Source organism: Moraxella sp. FZFQ2102, assembly GCF_024137865.1.
Lineage (GTDB): Bacteria > Pseudomonadota > Gammaproteobacteria > Pseudomonadales > Moraxellaceae > Moraxella.
On the sequence record NZ_CP099960.1, the window covers coordinates 1,463,562 to 1,478,434 of the forward strand.

The 14,873-nt window shown below is 46.5% G+C and carries 17 protein-coding genes; 15 read left to right on the forward strand and 2 right to left on the reverse strand.

Features of this window, described 5'->3' with window-relative positions; translation table 11 throughout:
- The 8 genes from NGM44_RS06810 to NGM44_RS06845 all read left to right on the forward strand — a co-directional run bounded on the left by NGM44_RS06810 (position 1) and on the right by NGM44_RS06845 (position 8,683).
- Complete coding sequence (locus NGM44_RS06810; RefSeq protein WP_253222982.1) at positions 1-1,233, forward strand: RluA family pseudouridine synthase; 1,233 nt, start codon at positions 1-3, stop codon at positions 1,231-1,233.
- A 174-nt stretch (positions 1,234-1,407) separates the two neighbouring features.
- A complete protein-coding gene (gene ppx, locus NGM44_RS06815) occupies positions 1,408-2,973 on the forward strand; it encodes an exopolyphosphatase (RefSeq protein ID WP_253222983.1) in 1,566 nt (521 codons plus the stop codon).
- A gap of 204 nt (positions 2,974-3,177) precedes the next feature.
- Positions 3,178-3,975: an acetyl-CoA carboxylase carboxyltransferase subunit alpha gene (locus NGM44_RS06820; protein ID WP_253222984.1), complete on the forward strand. Its 798-nt coding sequence runs from the start codon at positions 3,178-3,180 to the stop codon at positions 3,973-3,975.
- Positions 3,976-4,048: 73 nt separating this feature from the next.
- Positions 4,049-5,443: a tRNA lysidine(34) synthetase TilS gene (gene tilS / locus NGM44_RS06825; protein ID WP_253222985.1), complete on the forward strand. Its 1,395-nt coding sequence runs from the start codon at positions 4,049-4,051 to the stop codon at positions 5,441-5,443.
- Positions 5,444-5,487: 44 nt separating this feature from the next.
- Positions 5,488-6,339 (forward strand): pyrroline-5-carboxylate reductase, encoded by an 852-nt coding sequence (gene proC, locus NGM44_RS06830; RefSeq protein ID WP_253222986.1) that lies wholly within the window; start codon positions 5,488-5,490, stop codon positions 6,337-6,339.
- Between the two features lie 15 nt (positions 6,340-6,354).
- Positions 6,355-6,921 (forward strand): YggT family protein, encoded by a 567-nt coding sequence (locus NGM44_RS06835; protein ID WP_253222987.1) that lies wholly within the window; start codon positions 6,355-6,357, stop codon positions 6,919-6,921.
- 178 nt (positions 6,922-7,099) lie between these two features.
- Positions 7,100-7,414, forward strand: coding sequence for a helix-turn-helix transcriptional regulator (locus tag NGM44_RS06840; protein ID WP_253222988.1), 315 nt, complete (start codon positions 7,100-7,102; stop codon positions 7,412-7,414).
- 57 nt (positions 7,415-7,471) lie between these two features.
- The gene (locus NGM44_RS06845; protein ID WP_253222989.1) at positions 7,472-8,683 is read left to right on the forward strand and encodes an NADH:flavin oxidoreductase/NADH oxidase family protein; all 1,212 of its coding nucleotides are present in this window, start codon (positions 7,472-7,474) and stop codon (positions 8,681-8,683) included.
- A gap of 125 nt (positions 8,684-8,808) precedes the next feature.
- On the opposite strand, the gene NGM44_RS06850 is transcribed toward NGM44_RS06845, so the two are convergent.
- Positions 8,809-9,171, reverse strand: coding sequence for a helix-turn-helix domain-containing protein (locus NGM44_RS06850; RefSeq protein WP_253222990.1), 363 nt, complete (start codon positions 9,169-9,171; stop codon positions 8,809-8,811).
- 178 nt (positions 9,172-9,349) lie between these two features.
- Between NGM44_RS06850 and NGM44_RS06855 the strand changes: the two genes are divergently transcribed.
- The 3 genes from NGM44_RS06855 to maeA are packed head-to-tail and all read left to right on the forward strand — an operon-like array spanning position 9,350 to position 10,982.
- Positions 9,350-9,508 (forward strand): hypothetical protein, encoded by a 159-nt coding sequence (locus NGM44_RS06855; protein WP_253222991.1) that lies wholly within the window; start codon positions 9,350-9,352, stop codon positions 9,506-9,508.
- Positions 9,509-9,563: 55 nt separating this feature from the next.
- Positions 9,564-10,004 (forward strand): hypothetical protein, encoded by a 441-nt coding sequence (locus tag NGM44_RS06860; protein ID WP_253222992.1) that lies wholly within the window; start codon positions 9,564-9,566, stop codon positions 10,002-10,004.
- Positions 10,005-10,034: 30 nt separating this feature from the next.
- A complete protein-coding gene (gene maeA, locus NGM44_RS06865; protein ID WP_253222993.1) occupies positions 10,035-10,982 on the forward strand; it encodes an oxaloacetate-decarboxylating malate dehydrogenase in 948 nt (315 codons plus the stop codon).
- A gap of 67 nt (positions 10,983-11,049) precedes the next feature.
- On the opposite strand, the gene NGM44_RS06870 is transcribed toward maeA, so the two are convergent.
- A complete protein-coding gene (locus NGM44_RS06870; RefSeq protein WP_253222994.1) occupies positions 11,050-12,111 on the reverse strand; it encodes an NADH:flavin oxidoreductase/NADH oxidase in 1,062 nt (353 codons plus the stop codon).
- Positions 12,112-12,217: 106 nt separating this feature from the next.
- Between NGM44_RS06870 and NGM44_RS06875 the strand changes: the two genes are divergently transcribed.
- The 4 genes from NGM44_RS06875 to arsB all read left to right on the forward strand — a co-directional run bounded on the left by NGM44_RS06875 (position 12,218) and on the right by arsB (position 14,803).
- Positions 12,218-12,610 (forward strand): helix-turn-helix transcriptional regulator, encoded by a 393-nt coding sequence (locus NGM44_RS06875; RefSeq protein WP_253222995.1) that lies wholly within the window; start codon positions 12,218-12,220, stop codon positions 12,608-12,610.
- Positions 12,611-12,655: 45 nt separating this feature from the next.
- Positions 12,656-13,309, forward strand: coding sequence for an IS1595-like element ISEc69 family transposase (locus NGM44_RS06880; protein ID WP_253222824.1), 654 nt, complete (start codon positions 12,656-12,658; stop codon positions 13,307-13,309).
- Between the two features lie 76 nt (positions 13,310-13,385).
- Positions 13,386-13,796 carry an arsenate reductase (glutaredoxin) gene (arsC, locus tag NGM44_RS06885; RefSeq protein ID WP_253222996.1) on the forward strand — a complete coding sequence of 137 codons (411 nt, stop codon included), beginning with the start codon at positions 13,386-13,388 and terminating at the stop codon, positions 13,794-13,796.
- 2 nt (positions 13,797-13,798) lie between these two features.
- The gene (arsB, locus tag NGM44_RS06890; protein ID WP_253222997.1) at positions 13,799-14,803 is read left to right on the forward strand and encodes an ACR3 family arsenite efflux transporter; all 1,005 of its coding nucleotides are present in this window, start codon (positions 13,799-13,801) and stop codon (positions 14,801-14,803) included.
- Positions 14,804-14,873 lie beyond the last annotated feature (70 nt).

The following is a 14,873-nucleotide window of genomic DNA, read 5'->3' on the forward strand; positions in this document are numbered from 1 at the left end:
ATGCTAAACTATACCAAATCTTTTGCCAAACGCCTACAAAAATTTGACAAAACCATGAAAAATTTACAAAAAACCGCCAAAACTGCGCCCAATTCGCGTCATTTCACCAAAAAAAGCACACATCAAGGCAAATTTTCAGCCAGCACCCATGGTAAATCGACCGCCAAATCGATCACTGCTCAATCCAATAAAACTGCACCTAAGAAAAAAGCCGAGCAATCTGCCGATGTTGCGATCAGTGATTTTGGGCGAGTTAACTTCATCACCGTGACTGCCAACCAAGACGGGCAGCGCATTGATAATTTTCTATTAGCGCGCTTAAAGGGCTTGCCGCGCTCGCACCTGTATAAGCTGATTCGCTCTGATGAAGTGCGCATCAATGGCAAGCGCTGCAAGGCGTATGATAAGATCTATGCAGGGGATGTGGTGCGCGTTGCGCCGATTCGCTTGGCGGTGCGTGAAGATGTGGTGATCAGTGATGAGTTTGCCAAGGGTTTGGCGGTACGCGTGGTGCATGAAGATGATGGCTTGATTGTGCTTAATAAACCCTTTGGCATGGCGGTGCATGGCGGCAGCGGTGAGAGCTTTGGCGTGATCGAAGCGATGCGCGTGGCGATGGGTAAGAAGTATTTAGAGCTGGTGCATCGCATTGATAAAGATACCTCAGGCTTGCTTTTGATAGCCAAAAAACGCAGCACACTCAAGCACTTACAAGAGCAATTTCGCCAAAAAACCATCCACAAGCAATATCTGTGCGTGGTCAATGGCTTTGTCAAATCAGACAGCCAAACCATCGATGTGCCGTTGCTGCGCTATACGCTTGATAATGGCGAACGCCGTGTCAAAGTGGCAAAGGTCGGTACAGCACACGGCGAAGAAGTCGCCAAAGCAAGCCTGACTCGAATCAAAGTCTTGGCACGATTTGAGCTAGACGGTCAGCCAGTCAGTCTTGTGCTTGCGATGCCTGCCACAGGTCGTACGCATCAGATACGCGTGCATATGGCGTATATCGGGCACGCTTTGCTTGGCGATGATAAATATCAGATGGATAAAAACGCGCCACAGGTCAAGCGCTTATGCCTGCACGCATGGCAGCTGACTTTGGCAGATGATCACAATGCAAATACCGATGATGGCAATGATGCGCGCCCACGCCATTACACTGCGCCTGTTCCGTCTGATTTTGCAGATTTATTGCCTGAGACGGTATTAACATTGGTGCAGGCAAAGTGAGTGCTTTTTAATCAGCATTACCAAAAATCAATAGACAAATTTGGGCTTTTACCGTAAATTATTCACAAAGATAAAGCGAGTGACGGTATAGAAACTTTGCCAAAATTGGCTTGAGTTCGCACCACGCTCGCAGTAGAATGAAAATTATATCCACAAAAATTTTAAGGCTTTATCATGCAGTCAATTTTTCCTGATACCACAGCGCGCCACCAACAAATCGCCAGTGCCATCACCAGTGCGGCTGCCATTGGTCGAGATGAGCTGCTGGGCGCGATTGATTTGGGTTCGAACAGCTTTCATCTTGCCATCGCGCGCCTTGATCATGGCGAAGTGCGAAAAGTGGCATCGATTTCTGAAAAAGTACAGCTGGCGGCAGGTCTTGATGAGAATAATGTCTTGAGTGAAGAAGCTATTCAGCGGGGTCTAGACTGTTTGCATCGCTTTGCTCAGCACGTCACCGAAGTACATCCTGCGCGTCTGCGTATCGTCGCTACCAATGCGCTGCGAAAGGCGGTCAATGCCCAAGAGTTCATCCGCCGTGCCAATGCTGTACTGCCAAAGCCAATCGAAATCATCGCAGGTCGTGAAGAAGCGCGCTTGATTTATCTGGGTGTGTCGCACTCGAATGCCAGTACCGATACGCGTCTGGTCATCGACATTGGTGGTGGCTCAACTGAGTTCATCATCGGTCAAGGCTTTGAGCCGATTGAGATGGAAAGCTTACAAATGGGCTGTGTGGCTTATACCAAGAAGTTTTTTGCTGATGGGAAAATCACCGAAAAAGCCTTTGAACAAGCCGCCAAACACACCCAAACCGAGCTGCTTGCCATTGCCAAACGCTACAAAAAAGTCGGCTGGGATAATGCCATCGGTTCATCAGGTACGATCAAGGCGGCACGCTTGGTGCTCGAAGAATTGGGCTTTAGTGGTGATAGCATCACGCTTGAAGGTATGCTTAAGCTAAAAAAACACTTAATCAAACTCGGCTCAATTGACAAGATCGAATTTGAAGGTGTCAAAGCCCATCGTCAAGCGGTCTTCCCTGCAGGCGTGGCTGAGCTGCTTGCCATCATGCAGACGCTAGAGATCAGCGAGCTTGGCTATTCTGATGGTGCGCTGCGTGAAGGCGTGATGTATGATATGCTAGGTCGGCTAAACTCAGAAGATGTGCGCGATCGCTCGGTGGCGGCGCTTGCCGAACGCTACTCGGTCGATGTCAAGCAAGCAGGGCGCGTGATGACGCGTGCGGCGCGATTGTTTGATGATGTCAAAGACGAGCTTGGCTTTAGTAAAGAAGATGCCGATCTGCTGCGCCGTGCGGCGAATTTGTTCGAGATCGGTCTTGCGGTCGGTCATAGCAACTACCAACGCCACAGTGCTTATTTGCTTGAGCACTCAGACATCGCAGGTTTTTCGCAGATTGGGCAGGCGATGATGGCGCAGTTGGTGCTACATCACCGCCGTAAGCTTAAGTCAGACAGCCTTGAAGTGGTGGAAAATCTTGGCGGTCGTAAGCTTGCTTATCTGTGCTTGATTTTGCGCTTGGCGGCGCAGTCGAGCCAGTCGCGCACTACTAAGGCGGCAGCGATTGACCTTGCCATCATCGAGCCTGATCATTGGCAGGTGACGGTCGGCTTTGGTCTGCATGAAGAGCTGATCGCCACACAGCTTGAGCAGGACGCGCCGCAGTTCGCTAAGTGGGGTGTGGTGTTGGAAGTGGTGTCGAATAGCTTTGCGTAAACCCAGCCAAAATCACACGATACTTCGTTGGCTCGCCTTGCTGTATTCATGATACTATCTGCGGCTCGCCGCCTAGTCTTGTGTGATTTTTACTTGGGCTTGTCCAAGCAAATGTGCAAAATTTCACAAAAATCAGATGACGAGCCAACAAAAAAATGCTAAACTAAATCTTAGTTTACATTTGTACAATTTTTAGAGTGGAATATGAATACAGTTTGGGAAAGTGTGCAGTTGGCACGCCATGCTAAGCGTCCTTTGTTCTTGGACTATGTGGATGCCTTGTTTACCGAGTTTGACGAGCTGCACGGTGATCGTGCTTTTGCTGATGATCGCGCGATTATCGGTGGTTTGGCGCGCTTTAACGGTCAGCCTGTGATGGTCGTCGGTCAGCACCGTGGCCGCAGCACGCGTGAGCGTATCGCTCATAATTTCGGCATGGCAAATCCAGAAGGCTATCGCAAAATCATTCGCTTGGTGCAGATGGCTGAGCGATTTGGCTTGCCTGTATTTACTTTCATCGACACCCAAGGCGCATACCCCGGTGTGGGTGCAGAAGAGCGCGGTCAAGCCGAAGCCATCGCCAAGAGCATCGCAGTATTTTCAAGCCTTGGCACGCCCGTGATCGCCACCGTCATCGGTGAAGGTGGCTCAGGTGGCGCGCTTGCTATCGGCGTGGCAGACCGCGTCAATATGCTAGAAAACAGCATCTATTCGGTGATCTCGCCAGAAGGCTGTGCATCTATCCTGTGGAAAACTGCCGAAAAAGCCCCAACAGCATCAGAAGCCTTGAAACTAAATGCGGTGAACCTACATCAGCTGGGTCTGATTGATGAAGTGATCTCCGAAGGCGTGGGCGCGCACGAAGCGCCAGAGCCTGTGATGACAGCGCTAAAGGAGCTATTGACTACGCAGCTTGCCGAACTTGAACAACTGCCAAAAGATGAATTACTACAGCGACGCTATGACCGCTTGATGCAGTATAATTCAAAAGTATCTTTATAAGCATTGGGTGAATAAATTTGCTACAATTAGGGTGGAAAATTTTTCTGCCCTTTTTGTTTGATGATTATATCTTATGCCAAGCACCCTTATCCAGACGCTATCAACTGCCTTTGATACTGCCAAAGACCAACTGGCAGATACGCCGCTGTACCTTGCTTGTAGCGGTGGGCGAGATTCTTTGGCATTGGCATTTGCTTGTCATCAGCTGTACACAGCAGGGCAGATAGCGCGCTTGCCGATACTCTTGCATGTGCATCACGGTTGGCAAAGTGCCAATGATGATTGGGCGGATTTGGTGGCGAATTGGGCGGTGGAATATGGCTTTGACTGTCGGATTTTGCGAGTAAATTTACCCAAAAACAGCGAAACAGCAGCGCGCAGCGCGCGATACCAAGCCTTTGCTACAGTGATGATTGATGGTGGTGTGTTATTACTTGCCCATCATGCCAATGATCAGGCTGAGACGGTGCTGATGCGGCTGATTGATGGCGCAGGCGTGCAGGGTTTATCAGCGATGAAAATATGGCAAGATAAGACCATTGCTATTGACGAGCATTCAAATAAGACCATCAGCCTGTGGCGACCTTGGCTTGGTGTATCGCGTGATGTGATTACCCAGTTTGCACGCGCGCATCAGCTACCCTTTGTTGATGATGCGACCAATACCGATGCGGCATTTGTGCGTGGTATACTACGCGCGCAAGTTTTACCGATTTTACAAAGCATCAACCCCAAAGCCATTGATAATATCGCGCGCTCAGCACAGCTGCTTGCGCAGACTGCCGATTGGCAAGCGGAGAGCGTGGCTGAGTCTGTGGCAAGTTTTACCACAGCTCATCTGCCTTATCAAAGCGTGCTTAACATCGCTACATTTAATCAGCTTCCCAAATCCGCTCAGTCATCAAGCCTGCATCAGTGGCTACAGGGCGATGAGCCGCTGCCGCCAAGCTTTGCGACGACCCAAAGCGTGCTATCGCTACTTAATCGTGCAGATAATGATCATGAAAGCCAAATCCTATGGCAAGGCAAGCGTCATGCTTATGTGATTTGCCGTTATGATGATTATCTATATCGTTATCGCGCGGATGTTTGGCGGCTTTTTACCAGTACTGCCAAGGGTGATGACGCGCCGATGTCAAGCTGTGATGGATGGCATTGGCAGCTGATCAATGATGAGCAATGCCATCTTGTATTTAATACCAATAAACCCATCAAATCACTTGTGCCAGTTAGTCGCATGATGTCTATCACCATTGGCAAGCACAGTTATAAAGGCAAAAAACTGGCACAAAAACTGCGCCTACCACCGTGGCTGCGCACACATCTGTGGCAAGCGGTGATTGATGGCGGTGATGGCGAAGATGAAACTTGGCTAATCGCACCGATGATGGCATGGCGACTGCCAACAGGCGAGCAGGTGACGATGGATAATTTTGCACCGATTGGGACAATGGTGTACAATGAGTGAAGTTTTTTTGTCAAAATGACAGGCGAATTTTTTAAGGAATTGATATGGCTGCGGTTCAAGATTTTGGTGTATTAAATGGCAAAACCATCGCTTTTATCGGTGGTGGTAACATGGCAGGCGCGATCATTGACGGCTTATTAAAAGCAAAAGCCGAGCAGGGCGTGGCTGTCAGCCTTGCGGTATCGGATACTGATGTTGATAAGCAGGCGCAGTTTACAGCCAAGGGCGTGCGTGCTGTCAGCCCAGAGAACGCCGATAGTATCATCACAGGTGCGGATGTCGTGGTGCTTGCGGTCAAACCGCAGGTGATGCGCGCGGTGGCGGCATCGGTCGCACCACATTTGTCTGGCCAGTTGGTGCTGTCGATCGCTGCAGGATTGTCGGTGGCGACTTTGTCTGAGATGTTAGGCGGCTATGGCAATATCGTGCGCTGTATGCCGAATTTGCCTGCGTCAAAAGGCTTGGGCGCATCAGGTCTGTTCGCCGATGGCATCGCTGACGATGAGCGCGCGATGGCAGAAAAGATCATGCAAGCATCAGGCATCACCGCATGGGTAGCTGATGAAAATCTACTGCACGCGGTGACGGCGGTGGCAGGCTCTGCCCCTGCGTACTTCTTTTATGTCTTGGAAAATATGATCGCCAAGGCTGTCGAGATGGGGCTATCACCACGCGATGCGCACGCGCTGGCAGTACAAAGCCTAAGCGGTGCAGGCGCGCTTGCCATCGATCAAGACCCTGCCACATTGCGCGAGCAAGTGACTTCAAAAGGCGGTACGACAGCTGCCGCACTAGAAAGCCTATACAGCGATGATGTCGGCACGGCATTTGCCCGTGCGATGCAGGCGTGCAGCGATCGCAGTGTCGAGCTAGGCGCTGTGTTGTCGCAGGCATAAGTTGGGCGGATGATCATGACGAATGCCTTGCCTTTTGGACTTGCCATTGCTGCGATTAATTTTGCGTCGCTGCTGCTGTTTTTGCGCTTTATGATTCAGCTTGCTGAGATCGATCGGCGCGATGCCTTTGCCAAAGTCACTTATCAGCTGACCCAAGTGGTAGATATGTTCGCGCGTATTTTCCCGACGCTTGCACGCGGACGCATCAGTACGGCAGCGGTGGTGCTGCTGTTGTTGTTGTATTTGCTCAAAATCACTGTCGGCGCGATGGCGATGGGCAAATCAATGAGTCCTGTGGAGCTGTTCTTTTTGGGTTCGGTCAATGGCATTGTGCAGTTTTTGCAGATGCTGCGCTATACGATGATTGCATCGGCGGTGTGCGGCTTGCTTGTGATGTTTTTGAACATCAATCATGCGGTGATCGGCGTGATCATGCAGCTGTCCGAGCCGATTGTCGCGCCGTTTCGCCGTTTTGTGCCGAATCTTGGCATGATTGATTTGTCATTTTTGGCGGCGTTATTCAGCCTGATGCTGCTTGAGAATTTTATCAAAATCATCGCTGCAAATATTTGGCTTGGCTAATGCGCTTGATTTGATCAGAATGAACAGCTCAAATGAAATATTTGGGCTGTTTTTCTATACCAAAATGACAGCCGATGAGCAGTTTACAAAATTACCATAAAAATTACTTTATTTTAGGGTTGTTTTGGGTTATTATAAGTTCAAATTTTTAAACCTATCAACCTAAAAAAGGTCAAAAATGCCTAAGCAAACCCTATACTTACTCAAAGAGTGCATTCCGCTTTTTACGGTACTTGCCGATGAAAACCGTCATAAAATCCTATACTTATTATGGGAAAATGGCAAAATGAATGTCAATGAAATCACCGAAAAAGTGCATTTATCACGCCCTGCCGTATCGCACCATCTAAAAATTATGCTACAGGCAAACACAGTCAGCGTAGAACAAATCGGCAAAGAACGTTTTTATAGCATTGCTATGCACGATGAAATTGAAAAATTAAAGCAACTGGTTTATGCAATGGAACATCATTGCCAATCTAATCAATCTTAATTTTTTTTCATCCATATGTTTACATTTTTAAACCTTTCAACTTAATTGGAACATCTTATGTTATTTCAATCTTTTCAATTTAAAAACGGCAAAACTGCCAAAAACCGCTTTTTTAAATCGGCAATGGAAGAACAGCTTGCCAGAGCCAATCAGCCAACCGAAACGCTTGTCAATCTGTACGACACTTGGGCAAAAGGCGGTACAGGCGTACTGGTAACGGGCAATGTCATGGTGTCACAATTGGGCAAAGGCTCAATCAATGATGTGGTCGTAAGCGATGAGCGGAGCCTAGATATGCTGAAAAAATGGGCAAAAGCAGGCACGCGAAACGACACGCTTTTAATCATGCAAATCAATCACGCAGGCAAACAATCGCCTAAAGTGGTCAATCAAACGCCTGTTGCACCAAGTGCGGTCGCCTTACAAGGCATGGACGGTTTTATCAATCCGCCACGAGAATTATCGGACAATGAAATTGAGATGATTATCCGCCAATTTGTTCACACGGCACAAATCGCTGAAAAAGCTGGATTTAGCGGTGTGCAAATTCACGGCGCACACGGTTATTTAATTAGCCAATTTTTGTCGCCGCATCACAATCGCCGTAACGATAAATGGGGCGGTAGCTTGGAAAGCCGTATGCGTTTTTTGGTGGAAATTTATCAAGGCATTCGTGCGGCGGTGCAGCCTGAATTTTTGGTCGGCTTGAAACTCAATTCGGCGGATTTCCAAAAAGGCGGTTTTGACGAAAGCGACAGCATTCAAGTGGTGCAAAAAATGTCAGAGTTAGGCATGGATTTTATTGAAATTTCAGGTGGCAATTATGAAAGTCCTGAAATGTTATCCACCAAAGAAAGTACCCAAAAACGAGAAGCCTTTTTCTTGGATTATGCGGAAAAAGCTCGTGCGGTGAGCCAAGTACCGTTGATTATTACAGGCGGTTTTCGTTCGGAAAATGCAATGAATGACGCGTTGCAAAGTGGGCATTTGGATTTTGTGGGCGTGGCGCGTCCATTGGCGTTAGTGCCTGATTTGCCGAATAAAATTCAGAATGGCACTTATCAAACCATTACCACCCACCGCATTCAGACAGGCTGTAAAGCGGTGGACAGCAAAGTCGGCGCGGTGCTGGAAATGGATTGGTATATGGCGCAAATGGCATTGATTGGCAATGGAAAATCGCCTAATCCTGAATTGTCGGCGTGGAAAGTGTTGGCGAAAACGCTTTGGGAAAATGGCAAGGCAGGCTTGAGTACAGGCAGAAGCTAAGAAAATGCTTGAATGATAAAAATGCCGTTTGAGTTCATCAAACGGCATTTGTTTAGCTAGAATTTTCAGGCAGCCTGAAAACCCATTCCCTCAACCGCCAAATTTCCCTCATTTTTTACCAATTTTCACAACTGCCCTTGTTTCAAGCGCGTGGAAAACCGCTCCACAAAATGCAACATCAACAATCGGTCATCTTCATGCAAATCGCTCATCATTTTGTGAACATGGTGGGTTTGGTCAAATGTTCTGGGGCTATTTTCAGCAATCAAATCCGAAGCGGTGCAGCCGAAAATTTCCGCCAATTCCATTAAACGCATGACATTGGGCATGACAATGCTGCGTTCCATGCGTGAAACGGCTTCGTTGCCGATTTGCAGGATTTCGGCAACTTGTTCTTGGGTTAAACCGCTACTTTGGTGGTATTTGGCGATGGTTTTGCCAATGCGTTTATTGACTTCGCGGGCATTCAATGAAATGGCAGGTTGCATAAAAATTTCTCAACTCAAATAGTCTAATTATCAACTTTTTAAGCGAAATTTTAAGGGCGTACCAATACGAAAGAACAACTTTAAAAGTTGTTATTGTGGCTATACTTTGCGCTGTGTAATTGATGAATGTAATATTCCGTTTTTGCATATTATGCTTAATTAAATAAGGAAAAATCCGATGAATACCCCAGAAATCATGAAAAATCCATTGACCAACAAAGACACGGCATTCAGCTTGGCAGAACGCGCCCAATACGGCTTGATTGGTCGCTTGCCTGTGGCGGTGGAAACTTTGGACGAACAAGCCGCGCGCTTACCGTCAATTTTCATCTTATGAGTAAGATATTGAAAAATATATTTTTCTTGACCAATTGCACAACCGCAACGAAGTGTTGTATTACAAATTATTGACCGACCATTTGGCTGAAATGCTGCCTGTGGTGTATGACCCGACGGTGGGCGAAGCCATTAAAAAATGGTCGTGTGATTACCGCCGCAGCCACGCCGTGTATTTAGATGTCAATCACCCTGAACATATCCGTGCGTCATTTGAAACGCTGGGTTTGGGGGCTGATGATGTGGATTTGATTGTGGTTTCCGACGCCGAAGAAATTTTGGGGATTGGCGACTGGGGCGTGAACGGTACGGATATTTCGGTAGGAAAATTAGCGGTTTATACGGCGGCAAGCATTGACCCCAGCCGCGCGATTGCCGTGAATTTGGACGTTGGCACGGATAACGAGCAATTATTGAACGACCCCACTTATTTGGGCAACCGTCATGCGCGTGTGCGTGGCGAGCGTTACGATGCGTTAATTCAGGCATATTTATAAACCGCTTCGGAATTACTCCCCAACGCTTTGTTGCATTTTGAAGATTTCGGGCCATCTAATGCGCGTCGCATTTTGGTGCAAAATCGTGAAAAATACCGCATTTTCAACGATGATATGCAAGGAACAGGCACGATTGTGATGGCGGCGGTGATTTCAGGTTTGAAAGTAACCAAGCAGACTTTTGCCGAACAACGCCTTGTGGTGTACGGTGCTGGCACGGCTGGCACAGGCATGGCAGACCAAATCAGCACGCCAATGGAATGCAACGGATTGAGCCGTGAAGAAGCGAAAAAATGCGTTTGGTTGATTGATATCAATGGTTTGGTAACCGATGATATGGAAAACTTGCCCGATTACCAACAAGAATACGCTCGTCTAGCCAGCGAAGTTGCGGCTTGGCAACGCGACAACGGCAAAATCAATTTGTTGGAAGTGGTTAAACAAGTCAAGCCCACCATTTTGATTGGCACGTCCACCGACCATGGCGCGTTTACCGAGCCTGTGGTTCAAGCCTTGTGTGCGGGTGTGGAGCGTCCGATTTTGTTGCCATTGTCCAATCCTACCGAACGCATTGAAGTAATGCCTGATGACGCAGTGCGTTGGTCAAATGGTAAAGCATTGATTGCAACGGGCATTCCTGTTGCGCCTGTGTCTTATCAAGGCGTGGAATATGTGATTGGTCAGGGCAATAATGCTTTGCTTTACCCAGGTTTGGGCTTGGGCGTGATTGTGTCGGGCGCAAAACACGTTACCGATGGTATGTTGCTTGCGGCGGCGGAAGCGGTTGCCAGCCAAGTCAATCCACAAGATTTGGGCGCGTCATTGTTGCCGCCTGTGGACAATTTGCGTGCGTCTTCGGCAACGGTGGCGGAAGCGGTTACCAAACAAGCGGTTAAAGACGGCGTGGCAACCAAGCAGCCTGAAAATTGGGTGCAGGCGGTGCAAGATGCAATGTGGCAAGCGGTTTATGCGGCTTAATGATTTGAAATGATGGGAAATGCCGTTTGAATGAATTTCAGACGGCATTTTAATTAAGTTAAATCAATCACATAAACCCACGCTGATACTGTACTGGCACAAACTGCATTTCACTGCCATCAAATTGATTTTGTTGATATTGAGCATTGAGCACCCAATACGGGTCTCGCAACAAACCACGCCCAACGGCAACCAAATCCGCATCACCCACGCCAAGCACATGGTCAGCCACGCTTGGATTATCTAGCATACCTACCGCAATCACAGGCAAGCCTGTCGCTTGTTTGACTTGGCGAGCAAAATCCACTTGATACCCCGCATAAAATTCAGGGTGGTTGCCTGCGTGCAATACGCCATCACCGCCACCGCTGACATCAAGCACATCTGCCCCAGCTTCGGCAAAACGCTGAGCCACTTGCAAACCATACGCCAAATCAAAGCCATCTTTACCATATTCTTGAGCCGAAATTCGCACAATTAACGGCATATCCGCTGGCATAACCGCTTTTGACGCTTTAATCACTTGCTCGCCAAATAGCATTTTATCTTGACCGTATTCATCGGTGCGTTGATTGGATTTTGGCGAATAAAATTGATGAATGAGATAGCCGTGAGCACCGTGTATTTCAATGGTATCAAAGCCTGCGTCCACCGCCCGTTTGACCGAATGGGCAAACGCTTGCACCAAGTCTTTGACTTCATCGGTGGTCAATTCTCGTGGCGTAATGAGATTTTGCCCTGCGTAATCCAATTCGCCATAATGGATTGCACTAGGGGCAACGGCGTTCGGTTCATCTTGGGCTTTGCGACCTGCGTGGGCGATCTGAATGCCGATTTTTGCACCGTGTGCGTGAACGCTGTCCACCAGTTTTTTAAAGGCTTGTTGTTGTTCATCATTCCAAAGCCCTAAGCAATTTGGGCTAATGCGACCATTTGGTGCGACATTGGTCATTTCCACGATAATCAAGCCGACACCGCCAATCGCACGGCTGGTGTAATGTACCAAATGCCAGTCATTCGGCACGCCTTCGGTGGCAGAATATTGGCACATTGGGGGCATGACCACACGGTTTTTAAGTTCTAAATTTTTGATTTGCAATGGGGTAAGGAGTTTACGGAATTTTGCCATGATAAATTTACTCTTCATTGAAAGATGGCACTATCATAGGTGTTTTATGTTATTATTTCAAATTGATTATTGTGATGGGTAGGTATAAGTTAGGGTGATAAATAAGTTGGATAAATTGGCACATTTCATTTCAAACATTCTTGAAATGAAATGTGCTATTCTTTATAATAACACAACAATTGACAGGACAATACCTATGAATACCGAACAAGCCAGCCAATTATTTGAAAGTTTATCATCGCCTATTCGTTTGGCGATTTTTCAAGAACTTTCGGCAATGGGTTCGCAAGGTATGATTGCAGGCGATTTAGCCAAAGCCTTAAATCTTGCACCCAATCATTTATCATTTCATCTCAAAACCTTAACTCATGCAGGCTTGATTACCAGCCAACAAGAAGGACGATTTGTCCGCTATTATGCCAATTTAAATTTGATGATGGATTTGACCCGTTTTCTCACGCAAAATTGCTGTATTCATAGCCACGAGCAATGTTGCTAAATTTTTGGGGCTGTACTAGATTAGCAACAATGCTATACTAGTTTTATGAAGATAACCCGTTGTAAATTAAGTAAAAAAGTTCAAGTTAAACTGCTTGAATTTTTTGTGCTTGAAGTCACCGCAAGATCAGCTGCTGATTTGTTAGAGATACATCATAATTCAGCTGCTTTGTTTTATCATAAAATTCGCTTGGTGATTGAATATCGCTTAAACCTTGAAGCTTGTGAATTATTTGACGGTGAAGTAGAATTGGATGAAAGCTATTTCGGTGGCATTCGTAAAGGCAAGCGTGGACGGGGTGCTGCTGGCAAAGTTGCCGTATTTGGTCTTTTAAAACGCAATGGTAAGGTTTATACTGCCTGTGTTAAAGATACCAAAGCTAAGACATTAATGCCTATTATTGCCAGTAAAATCAAACCTGATAGCGTGGTTTATACAGATAGCTATCGAAGTTATAATGCTTTAGATGTGAGTGATTTTAAACACTTTAGAATTAATCATTCCAAAGAATTTGCAAACAATCATAATCACATTAACGGCATTGAAAACTTTTGGTCGCAATCCAAACGCATTCTAAGAAAATATAACGGTATTGACAAAAAGCATTTTCATTTATTTATCAAAGAATGCGAGTTTAGATTTAACTATGGCACACCATCCAATCAATTAAGATTGTTAAGAAAATGGTGTGGGGTTTAGGGGTTTATCTAGTACAGCCCCAAATTTTTTTATCTTATTACTTCAAAATTTCTTGAAATATTGAAAGGAAATCAAAATGCACTCCATGACTATCTACCACAACCCAAACTGTGGCACTTCACGCAATACATTGGCATTGATTCGCCACATGGGATTTGAACCGCAAGTTATTCATTATTTGGAAAATCCGCCTGATGAAACCACTTTGCGTGGGTTATTATCGGCAATGAATATTACGCCACGCCAATTGTTACGCACCAATGTGCCTGAATTTATGGCTTGCGGATTGGATAATGAACAAATGGGCGATGACGATGTGATTAAAGCGATGTTGGCAAATCCCATTTTAATCAATCGCCCCATTGTTATGACGGAAAAAGGTGTGAAATTGTGTCGTCCGTCTGAATTGTTTTTGGATATTTCGCCTGTGCCACTTTTGGCAGATTTTGTGAAAGAAAATGGCGAAATTATTGCGAAAAGGGGATAAAAATGGGTTTGTTTGAGCGTTATTTAAGTGTGTGGGTAGCATTGGCGATTGCTTGCGGTGTACTGCTTGGCGTGCTGATGCCCGATGCTTTTGGCTACATTGCCAAACTTGAGATTGCTCACATCAATTTGCCTGTGGCGGTTCTGATTTGGCTGATGATTTATCCGATGATGGTGCAAATTGATTGGTCGGCAATCAAAGATGTGGGCAAAAAACCAAAAGGTTTGGCTTTAACGATTGTTGTGAATTGGTTGATTAAGCCGTTTACGATGGCGCTCGTTGGATGGTTGTTTTTTCGGGTATTTTTCGCCAATTGGGTAGACGCACAATCGGCAACCGAATACATCGCAGGCATGATTTTGCTGGGTGTGGCACCGTGTACGGCGATGGTGTTTGTGTGGTCGCAGTTGGTCAAAGGGGACGCGAATTATACGCTGGTGCAAGTGTCTATCAATGATTTGATTATGATTTTTGCGTTTGCACCGATTGCCAGTATCTTGCTTGGCGTGAGTAATATTGATATTCCGTGGCAAACGCTGTTGTATAGCACGATTTTGTATGTGGTGTTGCCGTTGTTGGCAGGGTGGATAACACGGCATATTCTGCAAAAATCAAACCGCCCAATTACGCAATTTACGGCAAAATTAAAACCGTTTTCTATCATGGGTTTACTTTTGACGGTGGTGTTATTGTTTGCCTTTCAAGCGCAAACGATTTTGGATAATCCGCTCATTATTGTGCTGATTGCGATACCGCTTTTGGTGCAGACTTATGGGATTTTCTTTTTGGCACACGGTTTGGCGAAATGGTTGAAATTGCCCCATCAAATTGCTGCGCCTGCGTGTTTGATTGGCACGAGTAATTTTTTTGAATTGGCGGTGGCGGTGGCGATCTCACTCTTTGGTTTGCATTCAGGCGCGGCATTGGCAACGGTGGTGGGTGTGTTGGTGGAAGTGCCTGTGATGTTGTCGCTGGTGGCGTGGTTGAATCGACAGCGTAGTTTTTAGTTAGTCTGAGAATATATTTTGTTGAAAATATTATTGCAATTATGCCAAAATACCTATCATTAAACTATTT

Coding starts and splice junctions, on each gene's coding strand:
- NGM44_RS06810 (WP_253222982.1), top strand. CDS start 1: ATGCTAAACTATACCAAATCTTTTGCCAAACGCCTACAAAAATTTGAC.
- ppx (WP_253222983.1), top strand. CDS start 1,408: ATGCAGTCAATTTTTCCTGATACCACAGCGCGCCACCAACAAATCGCC.
- NGM44_RS06820 (WP_253222984.1), top strand. CDS start 3,178: ATGAATACAGTTTGGGAAAGTGTGCAGTTGGCACGCCATGCTAAGCGT.
- tilS (WP_253222985.1), top strand. CDS start 4,049: ATGCCAAGCACCCTTATCCAGACGCTATCAACTGCCTTTGATACTGCC.
- proC (WP_253222986.1), top strand. CDS start 5,488: ATGGCTGCGGTTCAAGATTTTGGTGTATTAAATGGCAAAACCATCGCT.
- NGM44_RS06835 (WP_253222987.1), top strand. CDS start 6,355: ATGACGAATGCCTTGCCTTTTGGACTTGCCATTGCTGCGATTAATTTT.
- NGM44_RS06840 (WP_253222988.1), top strand. CDS start 7,100: ATGCCTAAGCAAACCCTATACTTACTCAAAGAGTGCATTCCGCTTTTT.
- NGM44_RS06845 (WP_253222989.1), top strand. CDS start 7,472: ATGTTATTTCAATCTTTTCAATTTAAAAACGGCAAAACTGCCAAAAAC.
- NGM44_RS06850 (WP_253222990.1), bottom strand. CDS start 9,171: ATGCAACCTGCCATTTCATTGAATGCCCGCGAAGTCAATAAACGCATT.
- NGM44_RS06855 (WP_253222991.1), top strand. CDS start 9,350: ATGAATACCCCAGAAATCATGAAAAATCCATTGACCAACAAAGACACG.
- NGM44_RS06870 (WP_253222994.1), bottom strand. CDS start 12,111: ATGGCAAAATTCCGTAAACTCCTTACCCCATTGCAAATCAAAAATTTA.
- NGM44_RS06880 (WP_253222824.1), top strand. CDS start 12,656: ATGAAGATAACCCGTTGTAAATTAAGTAAAAAAGTTCAAGTTAAACTG.
- arsC (WP_253222996.1), top strand. CDS start 13,386: ATGCACTCCATGACTATCTACCACAACCCAAACTGTGGCACTTCACGC.
- arsB (WP_253222997.1), top strand. CDS start 13,799: ATGGGTTTGTTTGAGCGTTATTTAAGTGTGTGGGTAGCATTGGCGATT.